Source organism: Pseudomonas parafulva (assembly GCF_000800255.1).
GTDB classification, from domain to species: Bacteria; Pseudomonadota; Gammaproteobacteria; order Pseudomonadales; family Pseudomonadaceae; genus Aquipseudomonas; species Aquipseudomonas boreofloridensis.
The window spans coordinates 3,884,765-3,908,888 of the sequence record NZ_CP009747.1 but is presented as its reverse complement, the minus strand read 5'-3'; the positions used below and the strand labels follow the sequence as shown (position 1 = coordinate 3,908,888).

At 63.9% G+C, this 24,124-nt stretch carries 21 protein-coding genes and 1 pseudogene; 14 read left to right on the top strand and 8 right to left on the bottom strand.

Annotated features, from left to right (window positions below):
• Window positions 1–8: 8 nt before the first annotated feature.
• The 3 genes from NJ69_RS17070 to choX form a co-directional block, all read right to left on the bottom strand.
• Window positions 9–974 carry an L-carnitine dehydrogenase gene (locus NJ69_RS17070; protein ID WP_039581323.1) on the bottom strand — a complete coding sequence of 322 codons (966 nt, stop codon included), beginning with the start codon at window positions 972–974 and terminating at the stop codon, window positions 9–11.
• A gap of 24 nt (window positions 975–998) precedes the next feature.
• Window positions 999–1,883, bottom strand: a complete 885-nt coding sequence (locus tag NJ69_RS17065) for a 3-keto-5-aminohexanoate cleavage protein (RefSeq protein ID WP_029615124.1) — start codon at window positions 1,881–1,883, stop codon at window positions 999–1,001.
• 87 nt (window positions 1,884–1,970) lie between these two features.
• Complete coding sequence (choX, locus tag NJ69_RS17060; protein ID WP_039581320.1) at window positions 1,971–2,915, bottom strand: choline ABC transporter substrate-binding protein; 945 nt, start codon at window positions 2,913–2,915, stop codon at window positions 1,971–1,973.
• A gap of 148 nt (window positions 2,916–3,063) precedes the next feature.
• On the opposite strand from choX, the gene NJ69_RS17055 reads away from it, so the two are divergent.
• Window positions 3,064–4,020, top strand: a complete 957-nt coding sequence (locus NJ69_RS17055; RefSeq protein WP_039581318.1) for a GlxA family transcriptional regulator — start codon at window positions 3,064–3,066, stop codon at window positions 4,018–4,020.
• Window positions 4,021–4,051: 31 nt separating this feature from the next.
• Here the strand turns inward: NJ69_RS17055 and NJ69_RS17050 are convergent, their stop codons facing one another.
• Window positions 4,052–4,453 carry a lysozyme inhibitor LprI family protein gene (locus NJ69_RS17050; RefSeq protein ID WP_039581316.1) on the bottom strand — a complete coding sequence of 134 codons (402 nt, stop codon included), beginning with the start codon at window positions 4,451–4,453 and terminating at the stop codon, window positions 4,052–4,054.
• 285 nt (window positions 4,454–4,738) lie between these two features.
• Here NJ69_RS17050 and NJ69_RS17045 point away from each other — a divergent pair, with 285 nt between their 5' ends.
• The 6 genes from NJ69_RS17045 to NJ69_RS17020 all read left to right on the top strand — a co-directional run bounded on the left by NJ69_RS17045 (window position 4,739) and on the right by NJ69_RS17020 (window position 12,565).
• Window positions 4,739–5,716 carry a dipeptidase gene (locus NJ69_RS17045; protein WP_039581315.1) on the top strand — a complete coding sequence of 326 codons (978 nt, stop codon included), beginning with the start codon at window positions 4,739–4,741 and terminating at the stop codon, window positions 5,714–5,716.
• Between the two features lie 76 nt (window positions 5,717–5,792).
• Complete coding sequence (locus NJ69_RS17040; protein ID WP_021782648.1) at window positions 5,793–6,323, top strand: DUF5943 domain-containing protein; 531 nt, start codon at window positions 5,793–5,795, stop codon at window positions 6,321–6,323.
• Window positions 6,324–6,338: 15 nt separating this feature from the next.
• The gene (gene dgcA / locus NJ69_RS17035) at window positions 6,339–8,399 is read left to right on the top strand and encodes a dimethylglycine demethylation protein DgcA (RefSeq protein WP_039581311.1); all 2,061 of its coding nucleotides are present in this window, start codon (window positions 6,339–6,341) and stop codon (window positions 8,397–8,399) included.
• 198 nt (window positions 8,400–8,597) lie between these two features.
• Entirely contained in the window at window positions 8,598–10,553 is a 1,956-nt protein-coding gene (gene dgcB / locus NJ69_RS17030; RefSeq protein ID WP_039581309.1) for a dimethylglycine demethylation protein DgcB, read from the top strand.
• A complete protein-coding gene (locus NJ69_RS17025; RefSeq protein WP_039581307.1) occupies window positions 10,553–11,785 on the top strand; it encodes an electron transfer flavoprotein subunit alpha/FixB family protein in 1,233 nt (410 codons plus the stop codon). The genes dgcB and NJ69_RS17025 overlap by 1 nt, the downstream gene beginning before the upstream one ends.
• A gap of 9 nt (window positions 11,786–11,794) precedes the next feature.
• Window positions 11,795–12,565, top strand: coding sequence for an electron transfer flavoprotein subunit beta (locus NJ69_RS17020; RefSeq protein WP_039581306.1), 771 nt, complete (start codon window positions 11,795–11,797; stop codon window positions 12,563–12,565).
• Window positions 12,566–13,277: 712 nt separating this feature from the next.
• On the opposite strand, the gene gbcA is transcribed toward NJ69_RS17020, so the two are convergent.
• Entirely contained in the window at window positions 13,278–14,570 is a 1,293-nt protein-coding gene (gene gbcA, locus NJ69_RS17015; protein ID WP_029614882.1) for a glycine-betaine demethylase subunit GbcA, read from the bottom strand.
• 296 nt (window positions 14,571–14,866) lie between these two features.
• On the opposite strand from gbcA, the gene gbcB reads away from it, so the two are divergent.
• Entirely contained in the window at window positions 14,867–15,967 is a 1,101-nt protein-coding gene (gene gbcB / locus NJ69_RS17010) for a glycine-betaine demethylase subunit GbcB (protein ID WP_029614881.1), read from the top strand.
• Window positions 15,968–16,092: 125 nt separating this feature from the next.
• On the opposite strand, the gene NJ69_RS23255 is transcribed toward gbcB, so the two are convergent.
• A complete protein-coding gene (locus NJ69_RS23255; protein ID WP_432416640.1) occupies window positions 16,093–16,956 on the bottom strand; it encodes a methyl-accepting chemotaxis protein in 864 nt (287 codons plus the stop codon).
• A pseudogene (locus NJ69_RS23250) lies at window positions 16,948–17,712 on the bottom strand (MCP four helix bundle domain-containing protein); the annotation flags it as partial. The pseudogene NJ69_RS23250 and the gene NJ69_RS23255, both read right to left, overlap by 9 nt.
• Window positions 17,713–17,981: 269 nt before the next feature.
• Between NJ69_RS23250 and NJ69_RS17000 the strand changes: the two are divergent.
• Together NJ69_RS17000 and NJ69_RS16995 are read left to right on the top strand one after the other, a co-directional pair.
• A complete protein-coding gene (locus NJ69_RS17000) occupies window positions 17,982–18,212 on the top strand; it encodes a hypothetical protein (RefSeq protein WP_039581302.1) in 231 nt (76 codons plus the stop codon).
• Window positions 18,209–18,511, top strand: coding sequence for a cell division protein ZapA (locus NJ69_RS16995; RefSeq protein ID WP_029614876.1), 303 nt, complete (start codon window positions 18,209–18,211; stop codon window positions 18,509–18,511). The genes NJ69_RS17000 and NJ69_RS16995 overlap by 4 nt, the downstream gene beginning before the upstream one ends.
• A gap of 42 nt (window positions 18,512–18,553) precedes the next feature.
• Here NJ69_RS16995 and NJ69_RS16990 read toward each other — a convergent pair whose 3' ends face one another.
• Window positions 18,554–19,594 carry a threonine aldolase family protein gene (locus NJ69_RS16990; RefSeq protein WP_039581301.1) on the bottom strand — a complete coding sequence of 347 codons (1,041 nt, stop codon included), beginning with the start codon at window positions 19,592–19,594 and terminating at the stop codon, window positions 18,554–18,556.
• Window positions 19,595–19,890: 296 nt separating this feature from the next.
• On the opposite strand from NJ69_RS16990, the gene NJ69_RS16985 reads away from it, so the two are divergent.
• The 4 genes from NJ69_RS16985 (at window position 19,891) to NJ69_RS16970 (ending at window position 24,113) form a co-directional block, all read left to right on the top strand.
• Window positions 19,891–20,157: a hypothetical protein gene (locus NJ69_RS16985; protein ID WP_039581298.1), complete on the top strand. Its 267-nt coding sequence runs from the start codon at window positions 19,891–19,893 to the stop codon at window positions 20,155–20,157.
• Between the two features lie 49 nt (window positions 20,158–20,206).
• Window positions 20,207–21,523 carry a dTDP-4-dehydrorhamnose 3,5-epimerase family protein gene (locus tag NJ69_RS16980; protein WP_039581295.1) on the top strand — a complete coding sequence of 439 codons (1,317 nt, stop codon included), beginning with the start codon at window positions 20,207–20,209 and terminating at the stop codon, window positions 21,521–21,523.
• Entirely contained in the window at window positions 21,520–22,731 is a 1,212-nt protein-coding gene (locus NJ69_RS16975) for a hypothetical protein (protein ID WP_052192136.1), read from the top strand. Before NJ69_RS16980 ends, NJ69_RS16975 begins: the two co-directional genes overlap by 4 nt.
• A 128-nt stretch (window positions 22,732–22,859) precedes the next feature.
• Window positions 22,860–24,113, top strand: coding sequence for a serine hydroxymethyltransferase (locus NJ69_RS16970; RefSeq protein WP_039581293.1), 1,254 nt, complete (start codon window positions 22,860–22,862; stop codon window positions 24,111–24,113).
• The last annotated feature ends 11 nt before the right edge of the window (window positions 24,114–24,124 follow it).

Sequence of the window (24,124 nt, the reverse complement as noted above, 5' to 3'; positions counted from 1 at the left end):
ATTTCTCCTCAGTCGCCGAAGGCCATGCCGTGGGCGGTCTTGCTCTGCTTCACCGCGTCCAGCACCGCCAGCAGGGTGTCGTCGCGGTAGCGCTCCAGCGCAGCGATGCTGTGCTCGCCCAGTTGCTCGGTGGTGCCCTCGACCACATCGTCGATCAACCGCTCGGTGAGCTCCGGGGCGGGCAGGTACGTCCAGGGTAGCTTGAGCGCCGGGCCGAACTGCGCCATGAAGTGACGCATGCCTGCATCGCCCCCGGCCAGGGTGTAGGTGAGGAAGGTGCCCATGAACGACCAGCGCAGTCCGGCGCCAAAGCGGATCGCATCGTCGATCTCGCCGGTGCTGGCCACGCCGTCGTTGACCAGGTGCAGGGCCTCGCGCCACAGCGCTTCGAGCAGCCGGTCGGCGATGAAGCCGGGCACTTCCTTGCGCACGTGCAGGGGGCGCATGCCCAGTGCGCTGTACACCGTCCTGGCGGCGTCGATGGCGCTGGCGTCGGTGTGCCTGCCGCCGACGATCTCCACCAGCGGCAGCAGGTACACCGGGTTGAACGGATGGCCGACCACGCAGCGTTCCGGGAAGGTGGCGGTGGCGTAGAAGTCGCTGGGCAGCAGGCCCGAAGTACTGGAGGCGATGATCGCCTTGGGCTTGGCGGCGGCGCTGATGCGTGCGTGCAGCTCGAGCTTCAGTTCCAGGCGCTCGGGCGCGCTTTCCTGGATGAAGTCAGCGTCGCGCACGCAGTCTTCCACGCTGGCCACGACGCGCAGGCGGTCCTGACTGGCGCCGGGGGCCAGGCCCTGTTTCTCCAGGGCGGGCCAGGCATTGGCGATGCGCTTGCGCAGGGCCTGCTCGGCGCCGGGGGCCGGGTCCCAGGCGATGACGTCCAGCCCGTGGGCCAGCGCGCGGGCGACCCAGCCGCTGCCGATGACGCCGCTGCCGAGCGCGGCGAAGATCTTGATCTCGGTGATGTAAGGCATGTGCTGCAACTCCTGGAACAAGGCTCAGCGGCGCTTGAGGTTCATTTTTTCGCGGCCTTCGGCCGGGGTGAGCACGCGGGCGCCGAGGCGCGAGATGATCTCCACCGCGCGCTCGACCAGTTGCCCGTTGCTGGCCAGCACGCCGCGGTCGAGGTAGAGGTTGTCCTCCAGGCCCACCCGCACGTTGCCGCCGAGCAGCACCGCTTGCGCGGCCATGGGCATCTGCATGCGACCGATGCCGAAGCCGGCCCAGGTGACGTCGGCGGGCAGGTTGTCGACCATGGCCTTCATGGTGGTGGTGTCGGCCGGGGCGCCCCAGGGGATGCCCAGGCACAGTTGAAAGAGGGGATCGTGCAGCAGGCCTTCCTTGATCATCTGCTTGGCGAACCACAGGTGGCCGGTGTCGAAGATCTCGAGTTCGGCTTTCACCCCCAGCTCGGTGATGCGCTTGGCACCGGCGCGCAGCTGGGCCGGCGTCGATACGTAGATCGAATTACCGTCGCCGAAGTTGAGGGTGCCGCAGTCCAGGGTGCAGATTTCCGGCAACAGCGCCTCGACATGGGCCAGGCGTTCCAGCGGACCGATCAGGTCAGTGCCGGTGCCGAATGCCATGGGGTTCTCGTCGGGGCCGATTTCCAGGTCGCCACCCATGCCGGCGGTGAGGTTGACGATCACGTCCACGTCGGCCTCGCGGATGCGCTCCATGACCTCGCGGTACAACGCGACGTCGCGGCTGAAACGACCTGTTTGTGGGTCGCGCACGTGGCAGTGGACCACGGTGGCACCGGCCTTGGCCGCCTCTACGGCAGCGGCGGCGATCTGCTTGGGGGTGACAGGGACCAGGTGGCTCTTGGCGGCGGTGTCGCCGGCACCGGTCAGGGCGCAGGTGATGATGACGTCATGGTTCATGGCGGGGCCTTGGGTTCGGTGTGCTGGGGTTCGAGGTGAAGGTGTCGCGAGCGCATTGCAGGCGGGGCGCGTGGCGCCCCACGCGGTTCAGTGGGCGCTGAGCTTGAGGTGCTCTGCCGCTGGCTGGCCATCGAAGGTGGTCACGCCTTCGAGCCAGCGGGCCTTGTCCTGGGGGTGGTCCTTGAGCCACTGGCGCGCCGACACCAGCGGGTCTTTATGATCGAGCAGCGGCTGCATCATGCGGCTCTCGTCCTCGGCACTGAAGGTCAGGTTGGCCAGCAGGCGGCTGGCGTTCGGGCAGCGCTGGGCGTAGTCGGGGGCGGTGACGGTCCATACCGTGGCGCGGCCCTCGTCCGGGCCGAGCGCGTCCTGGCTGTCGCCCAGGTAGACCATGTCGAGGTTGACGTTCATCGGATGCGGCTTCCAGCCGAAGAACACCACGGCTTCCTTGCGCCGCACCGCGCGGTCCACGGCGGCGAGCATGCCTGCTTCGCTGGACTCCACCAGTTGGAACTTGCCCAGGCCGAACTGGTTCTTGGCGATCATCGCCTTGATCTGGGTGTTGGCGCCGGAGCCGGGTTCGATGCCGTAGATCTTGCCTTTGAGTGCCTTCTCGAAGGTGTGGATGTCGGCGAAGGTCTTCAGGCCCTGGTCGGCCAGGTACTTGGGCACTGCGAGGGTGGCGCGGGCATCTTCCAGGCTGGGCTTTTCCAGCACCTTGAGCTGGCCCGCCTCGATGAACGGGGTGATGGTCTGGGTCATGATCGGGTTCCAGTACCCCAGGAACAGATCCAGGCGCTTGTCGCGAATGCCCGCGAAGATGATCTGTTGCGAGGCGCTGGTCTGGGCCGTCTGGTAGCCCAGGCCGTCGAGCAGCACCTGGGCCATGGCGCTGGTGGCGATGACATCGGTCCAGTTGACCACGCCCAGGCGCACGTTCTTGCAGACCGCGGGTTCTGCAGCGAAAAGCGGGGTGACCAGGGTGCTGCTCAGGGCGAAGGACAACAGGCTGCGGCGGATCAAGCGATGCATGGTGGCTCTCCATCGGCAGTGCGTATTGTTATGGGATCCGGCCTCTGCGGGCCGTGGGAAAAACGTTACGCCCATGGCACAGTGGGCAATCGCACGCTGGCGACCAAGAGTTGCACTGCAGCGACCATCCACCTCCCAGGAGTCAGCGATGCCGGACACCATCCAGTTTCTGCTCTTGCCAGGGTTTTCCGCGCTGGGCTTCATCAGTGCGCTGGAGCCATTGCGGGTGGCCAACCGCTTTCGCGGTGCGCTGTATCGCTGGCGGGTGCTGAGCCTGGACGGCGGGCCGGTGCAGGCCAGCAATGGCATGTCGGTCAATGCCGACCTGGCGCTGGCCGACAGCGAGCGTGGCGCGATGCTGTTGGTGGTGGCCGGTTTCGAGCCGCTGGCGTGCCACGGGCCGGCATTGCAGCAGGCGCTACGGCGGGTCGAGCACGAGGGCGGCATCCTCGGTGGCATCGACACCGGCGCGGTGGTGCTGGCCGAAGCTGGCCTGCTCGACGGTTACCGCGCCACCTTGCACTGGGAGGCGCTGGAGGCGTTCAAGGAGCGCTATCCGCGCCTGCAGGCCACCCAGGAATTGTTCGAGATCGACCGTCGGCGCATCACCTGCGCGGGTGGCACTGCGTCCATCGACTTGATGCTCGATCTGATCGCCCAGGCCCACGGCAGCGAACTGGCGATCCAGGTGTCGGAGCAGTTCGTGCTCGGGCGCATCCGCCCACGCCAGGACCACCAGCGCATGGAAATCGCCACGCGCTACGGCATTCGCAACCGCAAGCTGGTGAAGGTGATCGGCGAGATGGAGCGCAATACCGAGCAGCCGCTGGACACCCTGGCGCTGGCCGAGACGATTCAGGTCACCCGGCGCCAGCTGGAGCGGCTGTTCCGCGTGCACCTGGACGACACGCCACGCGGTTTCTACCTAGGCCTGCGCCTGGACAAGGCCCGGCAACTGCTGCGCCAGACCGACATGGGCGTGCTGCAGGTGGCGGTGGCGTGCGGCTTCGAGTCGGCGTCGTACTTCACCCGTTGCTACAGAGCACGCTTCGCCCAGTGCCCACGGCAGGACCGCCTGGCGCGGGCGGTGTCCGCCTTGGCCTGAACCGGGGCAGGGGCGGGTTCAGGCTGGACATTCACTGCTGCCCGATCGACTGCAGGTACTCCGAGCGCTCGTCGCTGCGCTGTGCCAAGCAGGTGTTCCAGGCGGCCTCGAAGGCCTTGCTGCCGGGCTTCTCGGCGTAGGTCTCGACCTTGCAGTCGGCGTCACGCAGTTGTGCCCAGAGCTTCTGCGCCGCGTCCATGCGCGCCGTGAGCGCGCTGGCCTTGTCGTTCTCGTCGGCGTACTGATCGCGGATGCGCTGCAGCAGGTCGTCGTAGGCCGACTTCAGCTCGCGCTCGGCCGTCTGCTTGTTGTAGGTCGCGCACGCATAGGCCTGCTGGTCGTTCTCGACGCTGTCGCAGGGCGTGCTGTCTTCCTCGGCGGCCTGGGCGCCCAGCGCCACGCACAGCAGGACCAGCCATGCCTTTGATTTCATCCGTTTTCTCCTGAACAGACTGACGAATCGTCAGGAATTCTCGCTCAGCCTCGGGCTGGGTGATAGGGGGTGCGAAAAATGTTCATCGACAGCCCTTGTCGAGACTCGCTCTCATCGACCAACGGCAGGCCAGAGCGTGCCGTTCGCCGCCTTGACGCTTTCGGCAAACCCCCTGTCGTTTTTGCACCGAGGCGACACAGGCCGCAGGCATATGCTGGCCCCAAACCGCCGGCACCTGGTTCGGCGCGACCCATTACAAGCCTCACGATAAAAGGGGACAGCCTGATGAGCCCAGCCGAATTACACGCCGACAGCATCGTCATCGATGGCCTGATCATCGCCAAGTGGAACCGCGAGCTGTTCGAGGACATGCGCAAAGGCGGCCTGACCGCGGCCAACTGCACCGTGTCGGTCTGGGAAGGCTTCAAGGCGACCGTCGACCAGATTGCCGCCAGCCAGAAGCTGATCCGCGAGAACGGCGACTTGGTGATGCCGGTGCGTACCACCGCCGACATCCGCAAGGCCAAGGAGCTGGGCAAGACCGGCATCCTCTTCGGCTTCCAGAACGCCCACGCCTTCGAAGACCAGATCGCCTACGTCGAGATCTTCAAGCAACTGGGCGTGGGCATCGTGCAGATGTGCTACAACACCCAGAACCTGGTGGGCACCGGCTGCTACGAGCGTGACGGCGGGCTGTCCGGCTTCGGCCGCGAGATCGTCGCCGAGATGAACCGCGTGGGCATCATGTGCGACCTGTCGCACGTCGGCTCCAAGACCTCCGAAGAAGTCATCCTCGAATCGAAGAAGCCGGTGTGCTACTCGCACTGCCTGCCGTCGGGCCTCAAGGAGCACCCGCGCAACAAGTCCGACGAGGAACTGAAGTTCATCGCCGACCACGGCGGCTTCGTCGGCGTGACCATGTTCGCGCCGTTCCTGGCCAAGGGCATCGACTCGACCATCGACGACTACGCCGAAGCCATCGAATACACCATGAACATCGTTGGTGAAGACGCCATCGGTATCGGTACCGACTTCACCCAGGGCCACGGCCAGGACTTCTTCGAGTACCTGACCCACGACAAGGGCTACGCCCGTCGCCTGACCAACTTCGGCAAGATCATCAACCCGCTGGGGATCCGCACCGTCGGCGAGTTCCCCAACCTCACCGAGACCCTGCTCAAACGCGGCCATTCCGAGCGCGTGGTGCGCAAGATCATGGGCGAGAACTGGGTGAACATCCTGAAAGATGTCTGGGGCGAATAAGCCGCTCTCCAAGCCTGCAAGCCCCGGCCAATAACGCTGGGGCATCCAACACAAAAAATTCTGGAGTTAAGTTTCCATGGCCAAGATCGCCCCGCAATTGCCCATCGAAGTCGACAGCGAGACCGGTGTCTGGACCAGCGACGCCCTGCCGATGCTGTACGTGCCGCGCCACTTCTTCGTCAACAACCACATGGGCATCGAGGAAGTGCTGGGCGCCGACGCCTACGCTGAAATCCTCTACAAGGCCGGCTACAAATCGGCCTGGCACTGGTGCGAGAAAGAAGCCGAGTGCCACGGCCTGGAAGGCGTCGCGGTGTTCGAGCACTACATGAAGCGCCTGAGCCAGCGTGGCTGGGGCCTGTTCGAGATCCAGGACATCGACCTGGACAAGGGCACCTGCAGCGTCAAGCTCAAGCACTCCGCGTTCGTGTACGTCTATGGCAAGTGCGGCCGCAAGGTCGACTACATGTTCACCGGCTGGTTCGCCGGTGCCATGGACCAGATTCTCGCTGCCCGCGGCAGCAAGATCCGCACCGTGGCCGAACAGGTCTACGGCGGATCGGAAGAAGGCCACGAAGATGGCCTGTTCATTACGAAGCCGTTGTAAGCCGGAGAGAGCGTCATGGCATTCGAAGCAATGTTCCAGCCGATCCAGATCGGCAAGCTGACCATCCGCAACCGCGTGCTCAGCACCGCGCACGCCGAGGTCTACGCGACCGACGGCGGCATGACCACCGATCGCTATGTGAAGTACTACGAAGAGAAGGCCAAGGGCGGCATCGGCCTGGCCATCTGCGGCGGTTCCTCGGTGGTGGCCATCGACAGCCCGCAGCAGTGGTGGGCGTCGGTCAACCTGTCCACCGACCGCATCATCCCGCACTTCCAGAACCTGGCCGACGCCATGCACAAGCATGGCGCCAAGATCATGATCCAGATTACCCACATGGGTCGTCGCTCGCGTTGGGACGGCTTCAACTGGCCGACCCTGATGTCGCCGTCCGGCATCCGTGAACCGGTACACCGCGCCACCTGCAAGACCATCGAGGTGGAAGAGATCTGGCGCGTGATCGGTAACTACGCCCAGGCCGCGCGCCGGGCCAAGGAAGGTGGCCTGGACGGCGTCGAGCTGTCGGCGGTGCACCAGCACATGATCGACCAGTTCTGGAGCCCGCGCGTCAACAAGCGGACCGACGAGTGGGGCGGCAGCTTCGAAGGCCGCATGAAGTTCGGCCTGGAAGTGCTCAAGGCGGTGCGCGCCGAGGTCGGCGACGACTTCTGCGTGGGCATGCGTATCTGCGGTGACGAGTTCCACCCCGATGGCCTCAGCCACGAGGACATGAAGCAGATCGCTGCGTACTACGATGCCACCGGCATGCTCGACTTCATCGGCGTGGTGGGCTCGGGGTGCGACACCCACAACACCCTGGCCAACGTCATCCCGAACATGAGCTACCCGCCAGAGCCGTTCCTGCACCTGGCCGCTGGCATCAAGGAAGTGGTCAAGGTACCGGTGCTGCACGCACAGAACATCAAGGACCCGAACCAGGCCACGCGCATTCTGGAAGGCGGCTACGTGGACATGGTCGGCATGACCCGTGCACACATGGCCGACCCGCACCTGATCGCCAAGATCAAGATGGGTCAGATCGACCAGATCAAGCAGTGCGTCGGCGCCAACTACTGTATCGACCGTCAGTACCAAGGTCTGGATGTGCTGTGCATCCAGAACGCCGCGACCTCCCGTGAGTACATGGGGGTGCCGCACATCATCGAGAAGTCCACCGGGCCCAAGCGCAAGGTGGTGGTGGTCGGTGCCGGCCCTGCCGGCATGGAAGCCGCGCGCGTCGCTGCCGAACGTGGCCACGACGTGACCGTATTCGAGAAGCGCGAGCAGATCGGCGGGCAGATCACCATCGCCGCCAAGGCGCCGCAGCGTGACCAGATCGCCGGGATCACCCGCTGGTATCAACTGGAGTTCGCCCGCCTGAAGGTGGACCTGCGCCTGGGCACTGCGGCGGATATCCCGACCATCCAGGACCTGCGTCCGGACATCATCGTGCTGGCGGTGGGCGGTCATCCGTTCGTCGAGCAGAACGACCATTGGGGCGCTGCCGAAGGGCTGGTGGTGAGCAGTTGGGACGTGCTCGACGGCAAGGTCGCGCCGGGCAAGAACGTGCTGGTGTACGACACCATCTGCGAATTCACCGGCATGTCGGTGGCGGATTTCATCGCCGACAAAGGCAGCCAGGTCGAGATCGTCACCGACGACATCAAGCCGGGTGTGGCCATGGGCGGCACCACCTTCCCGACTTACTACCGCAGCATGTACCCCAAGGAAGTGATCATGACCGGGGACATGATGCTGGAGAAGGTCTACCGCGAAGGCGACAAGCTGGTGGCGGTACTGGAGAACGAATACACCGGGGCCAAGGAGGAGCGGGTGGTCGACCAGGTGGTGATCGAGAACGGCGTGCGTCCCGACGAGGAGCTGTACTACGGCCTCAAGGACGGTTCGCGCAACAAAGGCCAGATCGACATCGAAGCCCTGTTCGCGATCCAGCCGCAGCCAATCCTCAGCCAGCCGGGCGAAGGTTACCTGCTGTACCGCATCGGCGACTGCGTGGCCCAGCGCAACGTGCACGCGGCGATCTACGATGCCTTGCGCCTGTGCAAGGACTTCTGAAGCAGCGGCAAGCTTCAAGCTGCAAGCTGCAAGGAGAAGCGCCCGTTGTCAGCTTCACTTGCAGCTCAGCTTTTGGGAGTTGCTTGGGAATGATTCTGTAACGCAGCGGTGGACTGCAAGATACACGCACGAAGCAGGGGCGACGCCGCTTCTTCTTGCCGCTTGTAGCTTGCAGCTTGCAGCTCAAAGGTGCCTGCCATGTTGAACACCCTTCTACCCATCCTGCTGTTCGCCGCGCTCGGCCTGGCCGTGCTCGGCGCCGTGCGTCGTGTGAGCATGTGGCGTCGTGGTCGGCCTGCGAAGGTCGATCTGATCGGCGGCCTGCTGGCCATGCCGCGCCGCTACCTGGTGGACCTGCACCACGTGGTCGAGCGCGACAAGTACATGTCCAAGACCCACGTCGCCACCGCCGGTGGTTTCGTGCTGTCGGCGCTGCTGGCGATCCTGGTGCACGGCTTCGGCCTGCAGAGCAAGATCCTCGGCTACGCCCTGCTGGTGGCCACGGTGATCATGTTCTGCGGCGCCATCTTCGTCTTCAAGCGTCGCCTGAACCCCCCTTCGCGCCTGTCCAAAGGCCCGTGGATGCGTCTGCCCAAGAGCCTGCTGGTGTTCGCCGCGAGCTTCTTCATCGCCACCCTGCCGGTGGCGGGTATCCTGCCGGCCAACACCGGCGGCTGGGTGATGGTCGGCATTCTCGGCCTGGGCGTGCTGTGGGGCGTGTCGGAGCTGTTCTTCGGCATGACCTGGGGCGGGCCGATGAAGCATGCCTTCGCCGGTGCCCTGCACCTGGCCTGGCACCGCCGCGCCGAACGTTTCGGCGGCGGGCGCTCCACTGGCCTCAAGCCGCTGGACCTGGAAGACCCGAGCGCGCCGCTGGGCGTGGAAAAACCGGTGGACTTCACCTGGAACCAACTGCTGGGCTTCGACGCCTGCGTGCAGTGCGGCAAGTGCGAGGCCATGTGCCCGGCCTTCGCCGCGGGTCAGCCGCTGAACCCGAAAAAACTGATTCAGGACATGGTCATCGGCCTGGCCGGTGGCACCGACGCCAAGTTCGCCGGCAGCCCTTACCCCGGCAAACCCATCGGCGAGCACGGCGGCCATCCGCACCAGCCGATCGTCAACGGTCTGGTCGATGCCGAAACGCTGTGGTCGTGCACCACGTGCCGGGCCTGTGTCGAGGAATGCCCGATGATGATCGAGCACGTCGATGCCATCGTCGACATGCGCCGTCACCTCACCCTGGAGAAGGGCGCGACCCCGAACAAGGGCGCCGAGGTGCTCGACAACCTGATCGCCACCGACAACCCCGGCGGTTTCAATCCGGGCGGTCGGATGAACTGGGCGGCAGACTTGAACCTCAAGTTGCTCTCGGACGTGAAGACCACCGAGGTGCTGTTCTGGGTGGGTGATGGCGCCTTCGACATGCGCAACCAGCGCACCCTGCGCGCCTTCGTCAAAGTGCTCAAGGCCTCGGGCGTGGACTTCGCCGTGCTCGGCCTGGAAGAGCGCGACAGCGGGGACGTGGCGCGTCGCCTGGGCGACGAGGCGACCTTCCAGCAGTTGGCCAAGCGCAACATCCAGACCCTGGCCAAGTACCAGTTCCAACGCATCGTCACCTGCGACCCGCACAGCTTCCATGTCCTCAAGAACGAGTACGGCGCTTTGGGCGGCGACTACCAGGTGCAGCACCACAGCACCTACATCGCCGAACTGATCGCTGCCAAACGCCTGAACCTTGGCCAGCACAAGGGCGGCAGCGTCACCTACCACGACCCGTGCTACCTGGGGCGCTACAACGGCGAGTACGAAGCCCCGCGTGAAGTGCTCAAGGCGCTCGGTATCGAAGTGCGCGAGATGCAGCGCTCGGGCTTCCGTTCTCGCTGCTGCGGCGGTGGCGGCGGTGCGCCGATCACCGACATTCCCGGCAAGCAGCGGATTCCCGACATGCGCATGGACGATATCCGCGAAACCGAGGCCGAGCTGGTGGCGGTGGGTTGTCCGCAGTGCACCGCCATGCTCGAAGGGGTGGTCGAGCCCCGCCCACAGATCAAGGACCTGGCCGAGCTGGTCGCCGACGTGTTGATCGAAGAACAAGCGCCAGCAGCGACCAGCAAACCGGCTGCGGCCAAACGTGAACCTGCGGAGGTGCACTGATGAGCGACATCGTCCGCCGCGACCCACGCGCCGAGTGGATCGCCCGTAACCGTCTGCATCCGTTGCACGCCGCGATGCAGACGCAACAGACTAGCTGGATGGGCCCCAACGGGCTCATGCGCAAGAACCCTCACGCACTGGCAGCCGGCTTCGTCGGCCCGGCCGGTCTCAAGCGTATCGACCGCAGCGGCGCCCAGCAGGGCACTGCCGGTGGCGCACGGCGCACGGCAGCGGCCGAGGTGCAGTTGCCGCTGCACCAAGTGGCGGATCCTGCCTTCTACATCACCGTGGTACCGGACATGGTCGGTGGCCGCCTGGGCAGTCACGACCGCGACCTGCTTGGCCTGGCCCGCAGCCTGGCCGGCAACGACGGCGCGGTGCTGGCCGTGGTGTTCGGTGAACACAAGGAAAGCAACTTCGCCAACGCCGGGGTGGACCGCTTGCTGGTCATCGAAGGCGATGCCTACAGCGGTTACGCCCCCGAACAGCTGGTTCAAGGCCTGCGTGCTGTGGATAACCAGTTCGCACCGCGCCACTGGCTGTTGCCCGATAGCCGCACCGGTGGCGGCGAGTTGGGCCGACGCCTGGGCGCCGCGTTGGGCGAACGCCCGGCCACGCGGGTCTGGCAGATCAAGGACGGCCAGTGCATCGGCCGCGCCGGGGCCGGTCAGCAGGACCTGCAACGCGGCCTGCCGCGCCTGATCCTGGCCGCAGCCGAATGCGCCGACCCGGTCAGCGAAACCCGTCACGAAGCCTTGCCGGTGGCGTTGTCCACAGGTGTGGCCCGTAGCCTTTCGCGCATCGAGGACTTGGGGCCGGTGGCCGTGGATCCGGCGGCCATCGCCATGGCCGAGGCCGAGTTCATCGTCTCCGGTGGCAACGGGGTCAAGGACTGGGCCCTGTTCCACCAGGCCACGGCGGCGCTGGGCGCCACCGAAGGCGCGTCGCGGGTGGCGGTGGACGACGGCTTCATGCCGCGCAACCGTCAGGTCGGGGCGACCGGCACCTGGGTCACGGCGCGGGTGTACATGGCCGTGGGTATCTCCGGGGCCATCCAGCACCTGCAAGGCATCGGCGCCTGCGACAAGGTGGTGGCGATCAACATGGACCCTGGCTGCGACATGATCAAGCGGGCCGACCTGTCGGTGATTGGCGACAGCGCGGCGATTCTCAAGGCCCTGATCGAGGCTGTGGACAACTTCCGCAGCGGCGCTCAGCGCGACGCGGCATAAGGGCACGACATGAGTACGAAAGTCATCAGCCTGGTTTCCATCGGTGCCCACCCCAGCTCTGGTCGCGCCCGTCGCGCCGAGCAGGATTCGCGCGCCGTCGAACTCGGCCTGCAACTGGCAGGCAACGACCTGCAGGTGGTGCATGCCGGTAACCCCGCCGAGGAGGCGCTGCGCGGCTACCTGGGCATGGGCCTGGAACACCTGGACGTGCTGGAGCAACCCGCTGGCGCCGACGTGCTCGGCGTGCTCGGCGACTACCTGCGCGACGCCGGCGCCCAGTTGGTGCTGACCGGCAGCCAGGCCGAAACCGGCGAAGGCTCTGGCATGCTGCCGTTTCTCCTGGCCGAGAAGCTGGGCTGGCCGCTGGTGGTGGGGCTGGCCGAGGTGGAGTCGATCGAGAATGGCACCGCGCAGGTGCTGCAAGCCTTGCCGCGCGGTCAGCGGCGTCGCCTGAAGGTGCGCCTGCCGTTGCTGGCCACTGTGGATAACGCTGCGCCCAAGCCGCGGCAGAGCGCGTTCGGTCCGGCACGCCGGGGTGTGCTGGCGGCGCGCGATGTCGCGGTGGTCGAGGACGAGGTGTTGGACGGCGATGCCCTGCAACCGGCGCGGCCACGCCCCAAGCGCTTGAAAGTGATCAAGGCCAAGAGCGGTGCCGACCGTATGAAGGCGGCGACGGCCAAGGCCAGTGGCGGGGGCGGCAAGGTGCTCAAGGACGTTTCTCCACAGGAAGGCGCTGAAGCCATTCTCAAGCTGTTGGTGGAGGAGGGGGTGCTGCGCTGAGCCGCCTCTGCCTGTGAATAACTCTGGGGCCGCTTTGCGGCCCTTTTTTGTGGCTTCGGGCCGCTCTCACGGGCTATTTAGTGGGTTTGCGCCATCTCGTGACGTGAAATCAGCGCAAAGGTCCCACCGCCTGCAAACTGTCCCCCGAAACTGTTCGCCAGCCTGTGAATAACGTGTTCGCTTGTTGCTCAAGCCTAGAGCGGACGAGGGCTGTAGGGTGATGATCAAAAAATGTACAGGTCTGTGCGTCGTTCAATAGCCTGACTCACCTCGGACCCTCCGCAACTTTCCCACAATCGCTGTTCATCCCTCTGTGGATAATATGTTGGGCAAGCGCTGGAAGCCACGGTCGACGGGGCTTTCATAGGTTAGGTCAAAAATTGATCAATCTGATGGCGATCACCTCATAACGCTGGAAATACAGGGCTTTGAGGGCATTATCCACAGCGCATTCGAACCGTCGTGAGTCATGCCCACAGTTTCTGTTGGCGTCCCTGTGGACAAGGTGTTCGATAAACGCTGAAAGCCACGTGGGAAAAGGCTTCCAAGGGTTTGATCAAATAATGATCAGTCGATTCGGACTACATGGGTTTCGAGTATCCACAGGTTTCTGCTTTCAAACCTGTGGATAACCTGTTCGCACCCTCTGTACAACACACAAAAACGCCACGGCCGATCACTCGGCCGTGGCGTTTTCAACAACCTCGCAGGTTTACTGCGACTTCACTTCCTTCAGGTACGGCGCAGGTTCCGCTCCCAGGTTGGCCAGCACGCGATCGCTGTACCAGTCGATGAAGTTGACCACGCCGAACTCGTAGGTCTTCGAGTACGGGCCTGGCTGATAGGCGGTGGAGTTGATACCGCGCTGGTTCTCTTCGGCCAGGCGGCGGTCCTGGTCGTTGGTGGCGTCCCACACCTTGCGCATTTGCTCAGGGTCGTAGTCCACGCCTTCGACCGCGTCCTTGTGCACCAGCCATTTGGTGGTGACCATGGTTTCCTGGGCGCTGATCGGCCACACGGTGAACACGATCATGTGGTCGCCCATGCAGTGGTTCCACGAGTGTGGCAGGTGCAGGATGCGCATCGAGCCCAGGTCCGGGTTCTTGATCCGGCCCATCAGCTTCTTGCACGCCTGCTTGCCGTCCATGGTCATCGACACGGTGCCCTTGAGCAGCGGCATGCGCACGATGCGGTTACGCAGGCCGTGGCTCTTGTGCAGGTACGGGATCTTCTCGGCGTCCCAGGCGGCGGCGGAGGCGGCCACGTGGTCCTTGAATTCCTGGCTGGCGCGCGGGTCGTTGGTGTCGTCCCACTCCAGCAGGGTCTTCAGCAGTTCCGGGTGCGAACCGTTGCAGTGATAGCACTCGCGGTTGTTTTCCAGCACCAGCTTCCAGTTGGCCTTTTCCATCAAGGTGGTTTGCACCGCCACCTTGGCGTTCTCCATGTCGTACGGTTCCATGTAGTGGTCCAGCGTGGCCAGGAACTCGTCGATGGCCGGCGGGTTCTCCGCCAGGCTGATGAAGATGTAGCCGCCGGCCGTCTTCACGTTGATCGGCTTGAGGCCGTACTGATTCATGTCGAAGTCGGCGCCCATCTCGGTGCCGGCGAACAGCAGGCGGCCGTCGAGCTCATAGGTCCACTGGTGGTACGGGCAGACCAGCTTGGCCACCTTGCCCTTGTCGCTGACGCACAGGCGCGAACCGCGATGGCGGCAGACGTTGTGGAAGGCGTGCACCTTGCCCTCGGCGCCACGGATCACGATCACCGGGTTCTTGCCGATCTGCAGGGTGAGGTAGTTGCCCTTCGCCGGAATCTCGCAGGTCATCCCCGCGATCAACCACTCTTTGTGGAAGATCTCCTGCATGTCGATCTGGAACAGGCGCTCGTCGCAGTAGAAGGGCTGCGGCAGCGAGTACGTGCGCTCGCGGGTCTGCAGCATCTCGGCGGTGGCCTTGCGTGCAGGTTCCAGTGGATCGCCCAGGCTCAGGGTTGCGGTGACGTCCATCGTTTTATCCTCAAGGCCGTTGTCGGCCGGCGAAAGGTGGCTAATCGTTGTTGTGTTTGCCGCAAGGCTATCAGCAGAAAAACAGCCGTTCTATTTGCGGTGGAGTGTGCGTTCGCGCCGTGGCCGGGCCATATCCATGGGCGACATGGCCGAATCGAATTCCGACGCCCCAACCCTTGTGTCTCGGGGCTGGTCGCGATAAGCACGCCGATGTCGCGGATGGGAATGTGCGACACATCGGGCTTGAGCATTATCGCAGCCATAAGAAAGCCGATAGTCGGCTGCTGGAGATGAACATGTCCGAAACCTTCCTCAATCCGGTCACCACCCAGACCTGGGCCAACGGCCGCCATATCGTGCGCTGCGTCAAGGTCATCCAGGAGACCTGGGACGTGCGCACCTTCTGCTTCATGGCCGACCAGCCGATCATGTTCTTCTTCAAGCCGGGCCAGTTCGTCACCCTGGAGCTTGAGATCGAAGGCAAGCCGGTGATGCGTTCGTACACCATCTCCAGTTCGCCGTCGGTGCCGTACAGCTTCTCGATCACCGTCAAGCGTGTGCCGGGCGGGCTGGTGTCGAACTTCCTCCACGACACCATGCATGAAGGCGCCGAGTTGCCGGTGCACGGTCCGGTCGGTCTGTTCAATGCCATCGACTACCCGGCGGCCAAGGTGCTCTACCTGTCCGGCGGTGTCGGCATCACCCCGGTGATGTCCATGGCGCGCTGGTTCTACGACACCAACGCCAATGTCGACATGGTCTTCGTGCACAGCGCCCGTTCGCCCAAGGACATCATCTTCCACCGCGAGCTGGAGCAGATGGCCTCACGCGTGCCGAACTTCAGCCTGCACATCGTCTGCGAGAAGCATGGTCTGGGCGAGCCGTGGGCGGGCTATCGCGGCTATCTGAACCAGCGCCTGATGGAGCTGATCGCGCCGGACTATCTGGAGCGGGAAATTTTCTGCTGTGGTCCGACGCCGTACATGAGCGCGGTCAAGCGCATGCTCGAAGCCGTGGGCTTCGACATGAAGAACTACCACGAGGAATCGTTCGGCGCGACGCCACCGGAGGCCAAGGCCGATGCCGTCGAGCACGCCGAAGCCGCCGCCGAGGCCCCGGAAGTGGACGCCGCCGACCTCAACCTGGTGGAGTTCATCGGCAGCGACAAGAGCATCCGCATCGCCCCGGGCGAGACGGTGCACGCCGCCGCGGCAAAAGTCGGCCTGATGATCCCCAAGGCCTGCGGCATGGGCATCTGCGGCACCTGCAAGGTGCTCAAGCTGGGCGGTGAAGTGGAGATGGAGCACAACGGCGGCATCACCGAGGAAGACGAGGCCGAAGGCTACATCCTCTCGTGCTGCAGCGTGCCCAAGGGCGACGTGCGCATCGATTACTAGCCGCGCGTAGCGCGGCAGCGGCAAGCTTCGAGCGACAAGCTGCAAGCTACAAGCTACAAGAAAAAGCAGGCTCTCCACCGGCCCGCTTCTTCTTGCAGCTTGAAGCTAGAAGCTTGCAGCTGCTCTTAGGTACGGAAACGGGCAACCATGCTGTTGAGGTCGACGGCCAGGCGTGACAGTTCGGCGCTGGCCATCGTGGTCTGGTGGGCGCCGGTGGCGCTCTGCACCGACAGATCGTTGATGTTCACCAGGTTGCGGTCCACCTCGCGGGCCACTTGAGCCTGCTCCTCCGCGGCGCTGGCGATCACCAGGTTGCGCTCGTTGATTTGGCCTACCGCACTGGCGATGGTGTCCAGCGCCAGGCCGGCGCCACGGGCGATGTTCAAGGTCGATTCGGCGCGTTCGGTGCTGGTGCGCATCGACTCCACTGCATGTTCGGTGCCGCCCTGAATGCTGCCGATCATCCGCTCGATTTCGCTGGTCGATTGCTGCGTGCGATGCGCCAGTGCCCGCACTTCATCGGCCACCACCGCAAAACCACGTCCGGCCTCGCCGGCACGCGCGGCCTCGATCGCTGCGTTCAACGCCAGCAGGTTGGTCTGGTCGGCCAGGCCGCGAATCACGTCCAGCACCTTGCCGATATCGCGTGATTGCTCGGCCAGGTCTTCGACCAGGCGGGCGGTGTTCTGCACGTCGCCGCTCATGCGCTCGATGGCGCTTACGGTCTCCAGCACCAGGTCGCGGCCGTCACCGGCCGAACGGCTGGCTTCGCCCGACGCCTCGGAAGTGCTCACGGCGTTGCGGGCCACTTCCTCCACTGCGCTGGTCATCTCGGTCACGGCAGTTGCTGCCTGCTGGATCTCGTTGTTCTGCTGGGCCAGGCCGCGGGCGCTCTCGTCGGTGACGCTGTTGAGCTCTTCGGCCGCCGAGGCGAGCTGGGTAGCGGAGCCGGAGATCTGCTGCAGCGTGTCGCGCAACTGCACCTGCATCTGGTCCATGGCCTGCAACAGGCGCGCGGCCTCGTCGGTGCCGGCGGTGTCGATGGCGTGGGTCAGGTCGCCTTTGGCGATCCACTCGGCGGCCGCCAAGGCCTGGTCGATCGGCTTGACGATGCTGCGGGTCAGCAGCAGGGCGAACAGCACCATCAGCACGGTGGCGACCACCAGCAACGCGATGACCAGCATGAAGGCACGATCGTACTGCTGGGCGGCATCGGCGTTGGCCGAGCGGGTCTGGGTGGCGTTGAACTGAAGGAGCTTTTCCATGGCCTTGTTGATCTGCTCGGAGTTGCTCAGCAGGTCATGGTTGAGCAGTTCGCGCATCGCTTCGAGCTGATCGGCCTGGCTGTAAGCGCGCAGGCGCATTTCCAGTTGACGGTACTGGGCCAGGACCTGGCCGAGTTCGTCGAAGGCGGCGCGCTCACCGGGCTCGAGAATCAACGGCGCATAAGCGTCGCGGGCCTTGTCGATCTGCGCGTTACGCTCGTCCATGAGGCGCAAGGTTTCGTCCTGCAGGTTGCGATCAACCATCAGGCGGTAGGAGAGGGTGCGCAGGCGCTGGTTGTTGGCGGTCAGTTCGTCGAGCAGCTTGATGCTGGGAATGTTGATCTGTTCGATGTTCACGCCCGCTTGACGGATATGCCCCATCTGCAGCAGTGAAAATACACCCAGGCCCAGCATCAGCAAGCCTATGAGGGAAAAACCAAGGAGTGCGCGTGGCGCGATGTTCAGCGTACGTAGTGACATGACGTCGAGTCCGGAAGGATGGCTCGCGTCCATGCGAAAGAATTTGTCTTACAAACCTATCGGTAACGGACTACCAGTCTTTAGGATCGGCCAAAAAAATGAGCCTTCTACAATCGCTTGGACGGACGGGCGGTTGACCCAGGTCGGAACAAGACCCCGCTTACCCTGTCAATGTGCCGGAACGAGAGCCTTCGATCCTGATTTTTAATGGCGGGGGCGCATGCTTTTCTTTATCGTGTGCGCCCTTTGCAACAACCCGAGATAGACGCATGTTGGAAGCTTCCCTGAATCAACTCGAGCAACTGGTCGCCGACCTGATGCACAAGAACGCGCAACTGACCGAGCAGAACCAGCAGCTCGACCAGGCACTGGCCCAGGCCAAGGAAGAAAATGAGGCCCTGCAACTGTCGCTGATGGAGCAGGAAGAGCAGAACGGCGCCACCGCCGCCCGCATCCAGGCCTTGGTCGAGCGTGCCAGCGCAGGTGCCGTCAGCGCATGAGCCTGCACTCGCAGTCGATCAACGTGGTGAACATCCTGGGCACCGAGTATTCGCTCAAGGCGCCCGAGGGTGAGGAGCAGACGCTGTCGCAGGCTGCGCACATGCTCAATGTGGCGTTGAGCGAAACCAAGCGTAAGTTTCCGACGCTGATCGGCGACAAGCTGCTGGTGCTGGCGGCGCTGAACCTGTGCTCACGGCAGATCGAACTGCAGCGCGAGCATCAGCGCACCCTCGAGCAGACCCAGGCCAAGGTCGACGCGGCGGTCGATGCCATCGCCAGGACCTTGGGCGAGCCGTAGCGCCGCGCTGGCGGCGCGCCCCGTCCTGCTCGGTAGCGCCGCTCAGCCGCTGATGATCGCGCGGATGTCCGCCGCCAGTTCACGCACGCGGTCCTGCTCGGTGTCCCACGAACACATGAAGCGCGCGCCGCCGCTGCCGATGAAGGTATAGAAGCGCCAGCCCCTGGCGCGCAGGGCTTCGAGGGCCAGTTCCGGCAATTGCAGGAACACGCCATTGGCCTGCACCGGGAACATCAGTTGTACGCCCGGCAGATCGCTGACCAGCGAGGCCAGCAACTGCGCGCACTGGTTGGCGTGCTCGGCGTGGCGCAGCCAGGCGCCGTCTTCCAGCAGCCCGACCCAGGGCGCTGAGAGAAAACGCATCTTCGACGCCAACTGTCCGGCCTGCTTGCAGCGGTAGTCGAAGTCTTCGGCCAGCTCGCGGTTGAAGAACAGGATCGCTTCGCCCACGGCCATGCCGTTCTTGGTCCCGCCAAAACACAACACATCCACGCCGGCCTTCCAGGTCAGCTCGGCCGGCGAACAGCCGAGGAACGCGCAGGCGTTGGCAAAGCGCGCACCGTCCATGTGCAGGTTCAAGCCCAGGTCCTTGCAGGTGGCGCTGATGGCCTTGAGCTCTTCGGGCCGGTAGACGGTGCCGACTTCGGTGGCTTGGGTGATGGTCACCACACGTGGCTTGGGGTAGTGGATGTCCTGGCGCTTGAGCGCCACTTCGCGAATCGATTCGGGGGTCAGCTTGCCACCGACGCTGGCGGCGGTGAGCAGCTTCGAGCCGTTGGAGAAGAACTCCGGCGCGCCGCACTCGTCGGTTTCCACGTGGGCGGTCTCGGAGCAGATCACGCTGTGGTAGCTCTGGCACAGCGACGCCAGGGCCAGCGAGTTGGCGGCGGTGCCGTTGAAGGCGAAGAACACCTCGCAGTCAGTTTCGAACAGCGTGCGAAAGTGCTCGGCGGCACGCTCGGTCCATTGGTCGTCGCCGTAGGCGCGCTGATGGCCCTGATTGGCCTGCGCCATGGCCTTCCAGGCTTCGGGGCAGATGCCGGAGTAGTTGTCGCTGGCAAATTGTTGGCTCTTGTCTGTCATGGCAGGTCCTGTAAACCGTGGGCACCCCGGTACTGTAGCGAAGTTTCTGGTCAGGGCTATAGCGGTGTTGGTGCGGGGAGGCGTTGCGAGCAGGCGATTGACGCTGTCCGTAAACAAAAACAGGAAGCCTCTTTCAGATGTGTAAGAAGTTTCTTTCAGAGATTAATTAAAATAACGAGACGTGGATATTTTGAGCGCTTCTTAGAGGGTTCGGATTTGACGAACTCTAATTTCTCCCCAAGTATCAGTAGGCCGGCAACGGCACTTCCATAATGATTCTGTATTGGAGAATACTCATGATCGAAGCATCTGAGGTGGCTGAGTTCTATGAAGTTAAACCTACAGTAGTTGATGGCCAAGTTGTGCATGCCAACGCATTCATCGCCATGATGGAAACCACGCAGGACACGCTTGGCCGGGCCTTTGACTCATTGGCTTACTTGGCCGGCATAAAGTCTGCAGCGGCGCAAGATCACTATAAAACGCTCGACACATCCAGTTTGCAATCGCTGCTGCGCAGCGCGCAGGAGGCTGGCTTGAGTGCCCGGGTAGTGGCTATCTAAAAAGTTGCCAGGCGTCGAGAGGCGCCTGGCTTTTTTCGGGAGGTGGCTCATGCAGGCCGAATGTGATGCGATGAACGCACGGATGAACATCCAAGGTTTACAGTGGTTCGACCGCTGGCGTCTGGGCAATGGCAGTACCGAGTCATTCGTGGTGCCGTTCGCCACGACCCGCCCGGTGAATATTGTCACCCACGGGCAAGCGCACTTCGACTATGGGCAATTCGGTATTCATCTGGCGCAGCAAGATGTGCTGACATTTCTGGGCGATACGCATCAGGTCATTCACGCCAAGTTCATCGACTGCCGAAAAGCGTCGCCTACGTTCAGGACCTCGCTGTCTCTACGGTTTTCCCCTTCTTCCAGCAGGACACTGGTCATTCCGCCCGGTGTGGCCCATACGTTCAGCGGGTTGGAGGGTGTGTCGACGCTTAATGCCTATGACGTATTCCTGCCGCCCTTGGCGTCGCTCCTGCAACCGACTCTTGGCTGGACGCCTGAACACGACATTATCAATCTTCCCTTGGACACTGATCCTGCGGCCGTGGAGGGGGTGACCCCGATGTGCGAGCCTGCCGCGAACCGGGTGTACTACCAATTAGCGGCGTTGCAACGCTCGATCATGTCCGCCGGCGAAGTGTCCCACGCGGAAACCCGGCAGTTCATCCTGGACACTGGCGAGCACGTCCAGCTCATGTTGCAACCTGCCGTGAGTCCCGCAAGAGAGGCTTCGAGCTTTCCCGTGTCACGTATTCACGGGGTCGAGTTCAAGCGGCATGGATCGGTGCGTACGGGTGAACACAGCCGTATCGTTCCGGTCATGGGACCGTCGCCTTTCTACATCGTCGATCATGGGACGCAACCCTACAGCTTCGACTCGTTCGGCATCCACCTCGGCCAGGAAGACCACCTGACCTTCCTGGGTTCACCCAGCCAGTCGATCAGGTTGAAGCTGGTGGATGTGCGCGCAGGCTCTCCTACCCTGCATCAGGAAGAGTGGCATGAGTTTCGTCCGGATCCTGAAATGGAGCTGATCATTCCCTGCGGGGTAGCGCATGCGCTGTTCGACATGACCCACGTGTTCACCCTGAACCGCCCGGTGTTCTACCTCGATGACGCCAACGCTTATGAGCCGGGTAACGATGTCATCGACTGGCCGTTGAGTGCGCGACCTTACCCTGTCCTGACGCCCAACCCGACGCTGGCCTCGCTGGGCTATCTGGAAGCGCTGGCCGAGGTACAGAAACGGCTCGCCGCGATCGCGCCAGCCGCCCAGACGCCCAAGGCGGTGCTGGTGACCGACCAGGTGACCGGGCGGCAGGTCAAGGTCATCCTGACCCAGGCCGCGCGCGCTGCATCGGCACCATGACCCGCTCACTGTCACTGCTCCTGCTGCTGGTCCTCAGCGCCGACGCCTTGCTGGTGTTCCTCCTGCCGGTGATGGTCTATGCCCAGACCGCCAGCCTGGCGTGGTCGGGCCTGGCCTACGCCATGACGTGGCTGCCGCGAATAGGGGTGACGCCGCTGGTTGGCCGCTCCATCGACCGCTGGGGTGTGCGCAAGGTCTCGGTGCTGTCGGATGTGTTGAAGTGTGCCGGGTGCCTGTGCGTGGTGCTGATGCTCAGTGCGGCGCCGGACGCGCTGACCGTGACGCTGCTCGGCGGGCTGTTGAGTGGGTTGGTCGCGATCGGCAATGCGCAGAGCCTGATTGCCTACGAAAAGATGATCGCCCTGGTCAGCCGCGACGTGGATCGGGATGTGAACCTGCTCTGTCGCATCGATCAACTGGCGATGGTCACCGGGCCGTTGTGCGGATTCCTCTGCTACGCCGCTGGCGTTGAAGCCTTGTTGCTGCTTGCGGCTGTGCTGTATGTCAGCAACGCCCTGTGCTACGCCTTCAGCCGGGTGGTGCCTGACAATCGCTGCGAAGCTGCGTGCGACGTCACAGTGCCTGGGCCGGGCAACCTGAAGCTGATCCTGTCGACGCCGGTGCTGGTCAGCTCGGTGGTCCTGGCCGTCGGCAACAATGCCTTCGACGGACTGGTGGAGGCGGGCGCGGTGAGTTTGATCGACCGTGCCATGCAGTTGCCCATCGAGTACTTCGCCTTCGTCGATGTCTGCGCGGGAATCTGCGGTGTGGCCGCGACCTTGCTCTACCCACGCCTGGCCGCCGCCGTGCCGGCGCTGCGGCTGTTCAGTGCGGCGGCGCTGCTGACGGTGCTGGCCAGTGCCCTGATGATCCTGTCCCAGGCCTACTTGCCAGGTTTTCTCGTGCTGTACGCCCTGAACATCGCTGGCAAGGTGTTCATGACCAACTTCTGTCGCGGCCTGCGCATTCGCCTGGTGCCGGTCGAGCGCCTGGCGAGTGTGTCCTCGCTGATGGTGTTGATGAACCAGGCCGTGCTGCCTGTGGTGGGCATGACCCTCTACCTGCTCGGCGAACAGGCGCGCAGCCTCTCTGTTCTGCTGCTCACGGCCATTGCCATCAGCGTGCTGGGGGCCTGGAAGGTTCGCGCTCAGGCGTGCTCGCGACCGGTAATCGATCCCTCGCCCTGCATGCCCGTCGATGGGCGATGAAGCAATGTCGTAAACGCGCCATTGCAAGGCGCGCGCAGGCATCTGTGTACAACGGCCCGGCCATACCATCGCCGCAAAGGGTCATTGAACCCTCCCAACAAAAAATGATCGCTGCCGGGAGAGACACGATGTTCAGCAAGCAAGACCAGATCCAGGGTTACGACGATGCACTGCTGGCGGCGATGAATGCCGAAGAACAGCGGCAGGAAGATCACATCGAGCTGATCGCCTCGGAGAACTATACCTCCAAGCGCGTGATGCAGGCCCAAGGCAGCGGCCTGACCAACAAATACGCCGAAGGCTATCCAGGCAAGCGTTACTACGGCGGCTGCGAACACGTCGACAAGGTCGAGGCGCTGGCCATCGAGCGCGCCAAACAGCTGTTCGGCGCCGACTACGCCAACGTTCAGCCGCACTCCGGCTCGTCGGCCAACGGTGCCGTGTACCTGGCGCTGCTGCAGGCCGGCGACACCATCCTGGGCATGAGCCTGGCCCACGGCGGTCACCTGACCCACGGCGCCAAGGTGTCGTCCTCGGGCAAGCTGTACAACGCCGTGCAGTACGGTATCGACACCAACACCGGCCTGATCGACTACGACGAAGTCGAGCGCCTGGCCGTCGAGCACAAGCCGAAGATGATCGTCGCCGGCTTCTCGGCTTACTCCAAGACCCTCGATTTCCCACGCTTCCGCGCCATCGCCGACAAGGTCGGTGCGCTGCTGTTCGTCGACATGGCCCACGTCGCCGGCCTGGTAGCCGCTGGCCTGTACCCGAACCCGATTCCCTTCGCCGACGTGGTCACCACCACCACCCACAAGACCCTGCGCGGTCCACGTGGCGGCCTGATCCTGGCCAAGTCCAACGAAGAGATCGAGAAGAAGCTCAACGCTGCGGTCTTCCCCGGCGCCCAGGGCGGCCCGTTGATGCATGTGATCGCGGCCAAGGCCGTGTGCTTCAAGGAAGCGCTGGAGCCTGAGTTCAAGAGCTACCAGAAGCAAGTGATCGAAAACGCCCAGGCCATGGCCCAGGTGTTCATCGACCGTGGCTATGACGTGGTCTCCGGCGGCACCGACAACCACCTGTTCCTGGTCAGCCTGATTCGCCAGGGTCTCACCGGCAAAGACGCCGACGCTGCCCTGGGCCGCGCGCACATCACCGTCAACAAGAACGCCGTGCCGAACGACCCGCAATCGCCGTTCGTGACCTCGGGCCTGCGTATCGGTACCCCGGCCGTCACTACTCGCGGCTTCAAGGTCGCCCAGTGCGTGGCCCTGGCCGGCTGGATCTGCGACATCCTCGACAACCTCGGTGACGCTGACGTGGAAGCCGATGTGGCGAAGAACGTCGCGGCGCTGTGCGCAGATTTTCCTGTTTACCGCTGAGTGGAGTCCCA

Excerpts from the sequence above, each read along its gene's own strand:
- NJ69_RS17070 (WP_039581323.1), bottom strand. The coding sequence starts at position 974 with ATGCCTTACATCACCGAGATCAAGATCTTCGCCGCGCTCGGCAGCGGC.
- NJ69_RS17065 (WP_029615124.1), bottom strand. The coding sequence starts at position 1,883 with ATGAACCATGACGTCATCATCACCTGCGCCCTGACCGGTGCCGGCGAC.
- choX (WP_039581320.1), bottom strand. The coding sequence starts at position 2,915 with ATGCATCGCTTGATCCGCCGCAGCCTGTTGTCCTTCGCCCTGAGCAGC.
- NJ69_RS17055 (WP_039581318.1), top strand. The coding sequence starts at position 3,064 with ATGCCGGACACCATCCAGTTTCTGCTCTTGCCAGGGTTTTCCGCGCTG.
- NJ69_RS17050 (WP_039581316.1), bottom strand. The coding sequence starts at position 4,453 with ATGAAATCAAAGGCATGGCTGGTCCTGCTGTGCGTGGCGCTGGGCGCC.
- NJ69_RS17045 (WP_039581315.1), top strand. The coding sequence starts at position 4,739 with ATGAGCCCAGCCGAATTACACGCCGACAGCATCGTCATCGATGGCCTG.
- NJ69_RS17040 (WP_021782648.1), top strand. The coding sequence starts at position 5,793 with ATGGCCAAGATCGCCCCGCAATTGCCCATCGAAGTCGACAGCGAGACC.
- dgcA (WP_039581311.1), top strand. The coding sequence starts at position 6,339 with ATGGCATTCGAAGCAATGTTCCAGCCGATCCAGATCGGCAAGCTGACC.
- dgcB (WP_039581309.1), top strand. The coding sequence starts at position 8,598 with ATGTTGAACACCCTTCTACCCATCCTGCTGTTCGCCGCGCTCGGCCTG.
- NJ69_RS17025 (WP_039581307.1), top strand. The coding sequence starts at position 10,553 with ATGAGCGACATCGTCCGCCGCGACCCACGCGCCGAGTGGATCGCCCGT.
- NJ69_RS17020 (WP_039581306.1), top strand. The coding sequence starts at position 11,795 with ATGAGTACGAAAGTCATCAGCCTGGTTTCCATCGGTGCCCACCCCAGC.
- gbcA (WP_029614882.1), bottom strand. The coding sequence starts at position 14,570 with ATGGACGTCACCGCAACCCTGAGCCTGGGCGATCCACTGGAACCTGCA.
- gbcB (WP_029614881.1), top strand. The coding sequence starts at position 14,867 with ATGTCCGAAACCTTCCTCAATCCGGTCACCACCCAGACCTGGGCCAAC.
- NJ69_RS23255 (WP_432416640.1), bottom strand. The coding sequence starts at position 16,956 with ATGCAGGTGCAGTTGCGCGACACGCTGCAGCAGATCTCCGGCTCCGCT.
- NJ69_RS17000 (WP_039581302.1), top strand. The coding sequence starts at position 17,982 with ATGTTGGAAGCTTCCCTGAATCAACTCGAGCAACTGGTCGCCGACCTG.
- NJ69_RS16995 (WP_029614876.1), top strand. The coding sequence starts at position 18,209 with ATGAGCCTGCACTCGCAGTCGATCAACGTGGTGAACATCCTGGGCACC.
- NJ69_RS16990 (WP_039581301.1), bottom strand. The coding sequence starts at position 19,594 with ATGACAGACAAGAGCCAACAATTTGCCAGCGACAACTACTCCGGCATC.
- NJ69_RS16985 (WP_039581298.1), top strand. The coding sequence starts at position 19,891 with ATGATCGAAGCATCTGAGGTGGCTGAGTTCTATGAAGTTAAACCTACA.
- NJ69_RS16980 (WP_039581295.1), top strand. The coding sequence starts at position 20,207 with ATGCAGGCCGAATGTGATGCGATGAACGCACGGATGAACATCCAAGGT.
- NJ69_RS16975 (WP_052192136.1), top strand. The coding sequence starts at position 21,520 with ATGACCCGCTCACTGTCACTGCTCCTGCTGCTGGTCCTCAGCGCCGAC.
- NJ69_RS16970 (WP_039581293.1), top strand. The coding sequence starts at position 22,860 with ATGTTCAGCAAGCAAGACCAGATCCAGGGTTACGACGATGCACTGCTG.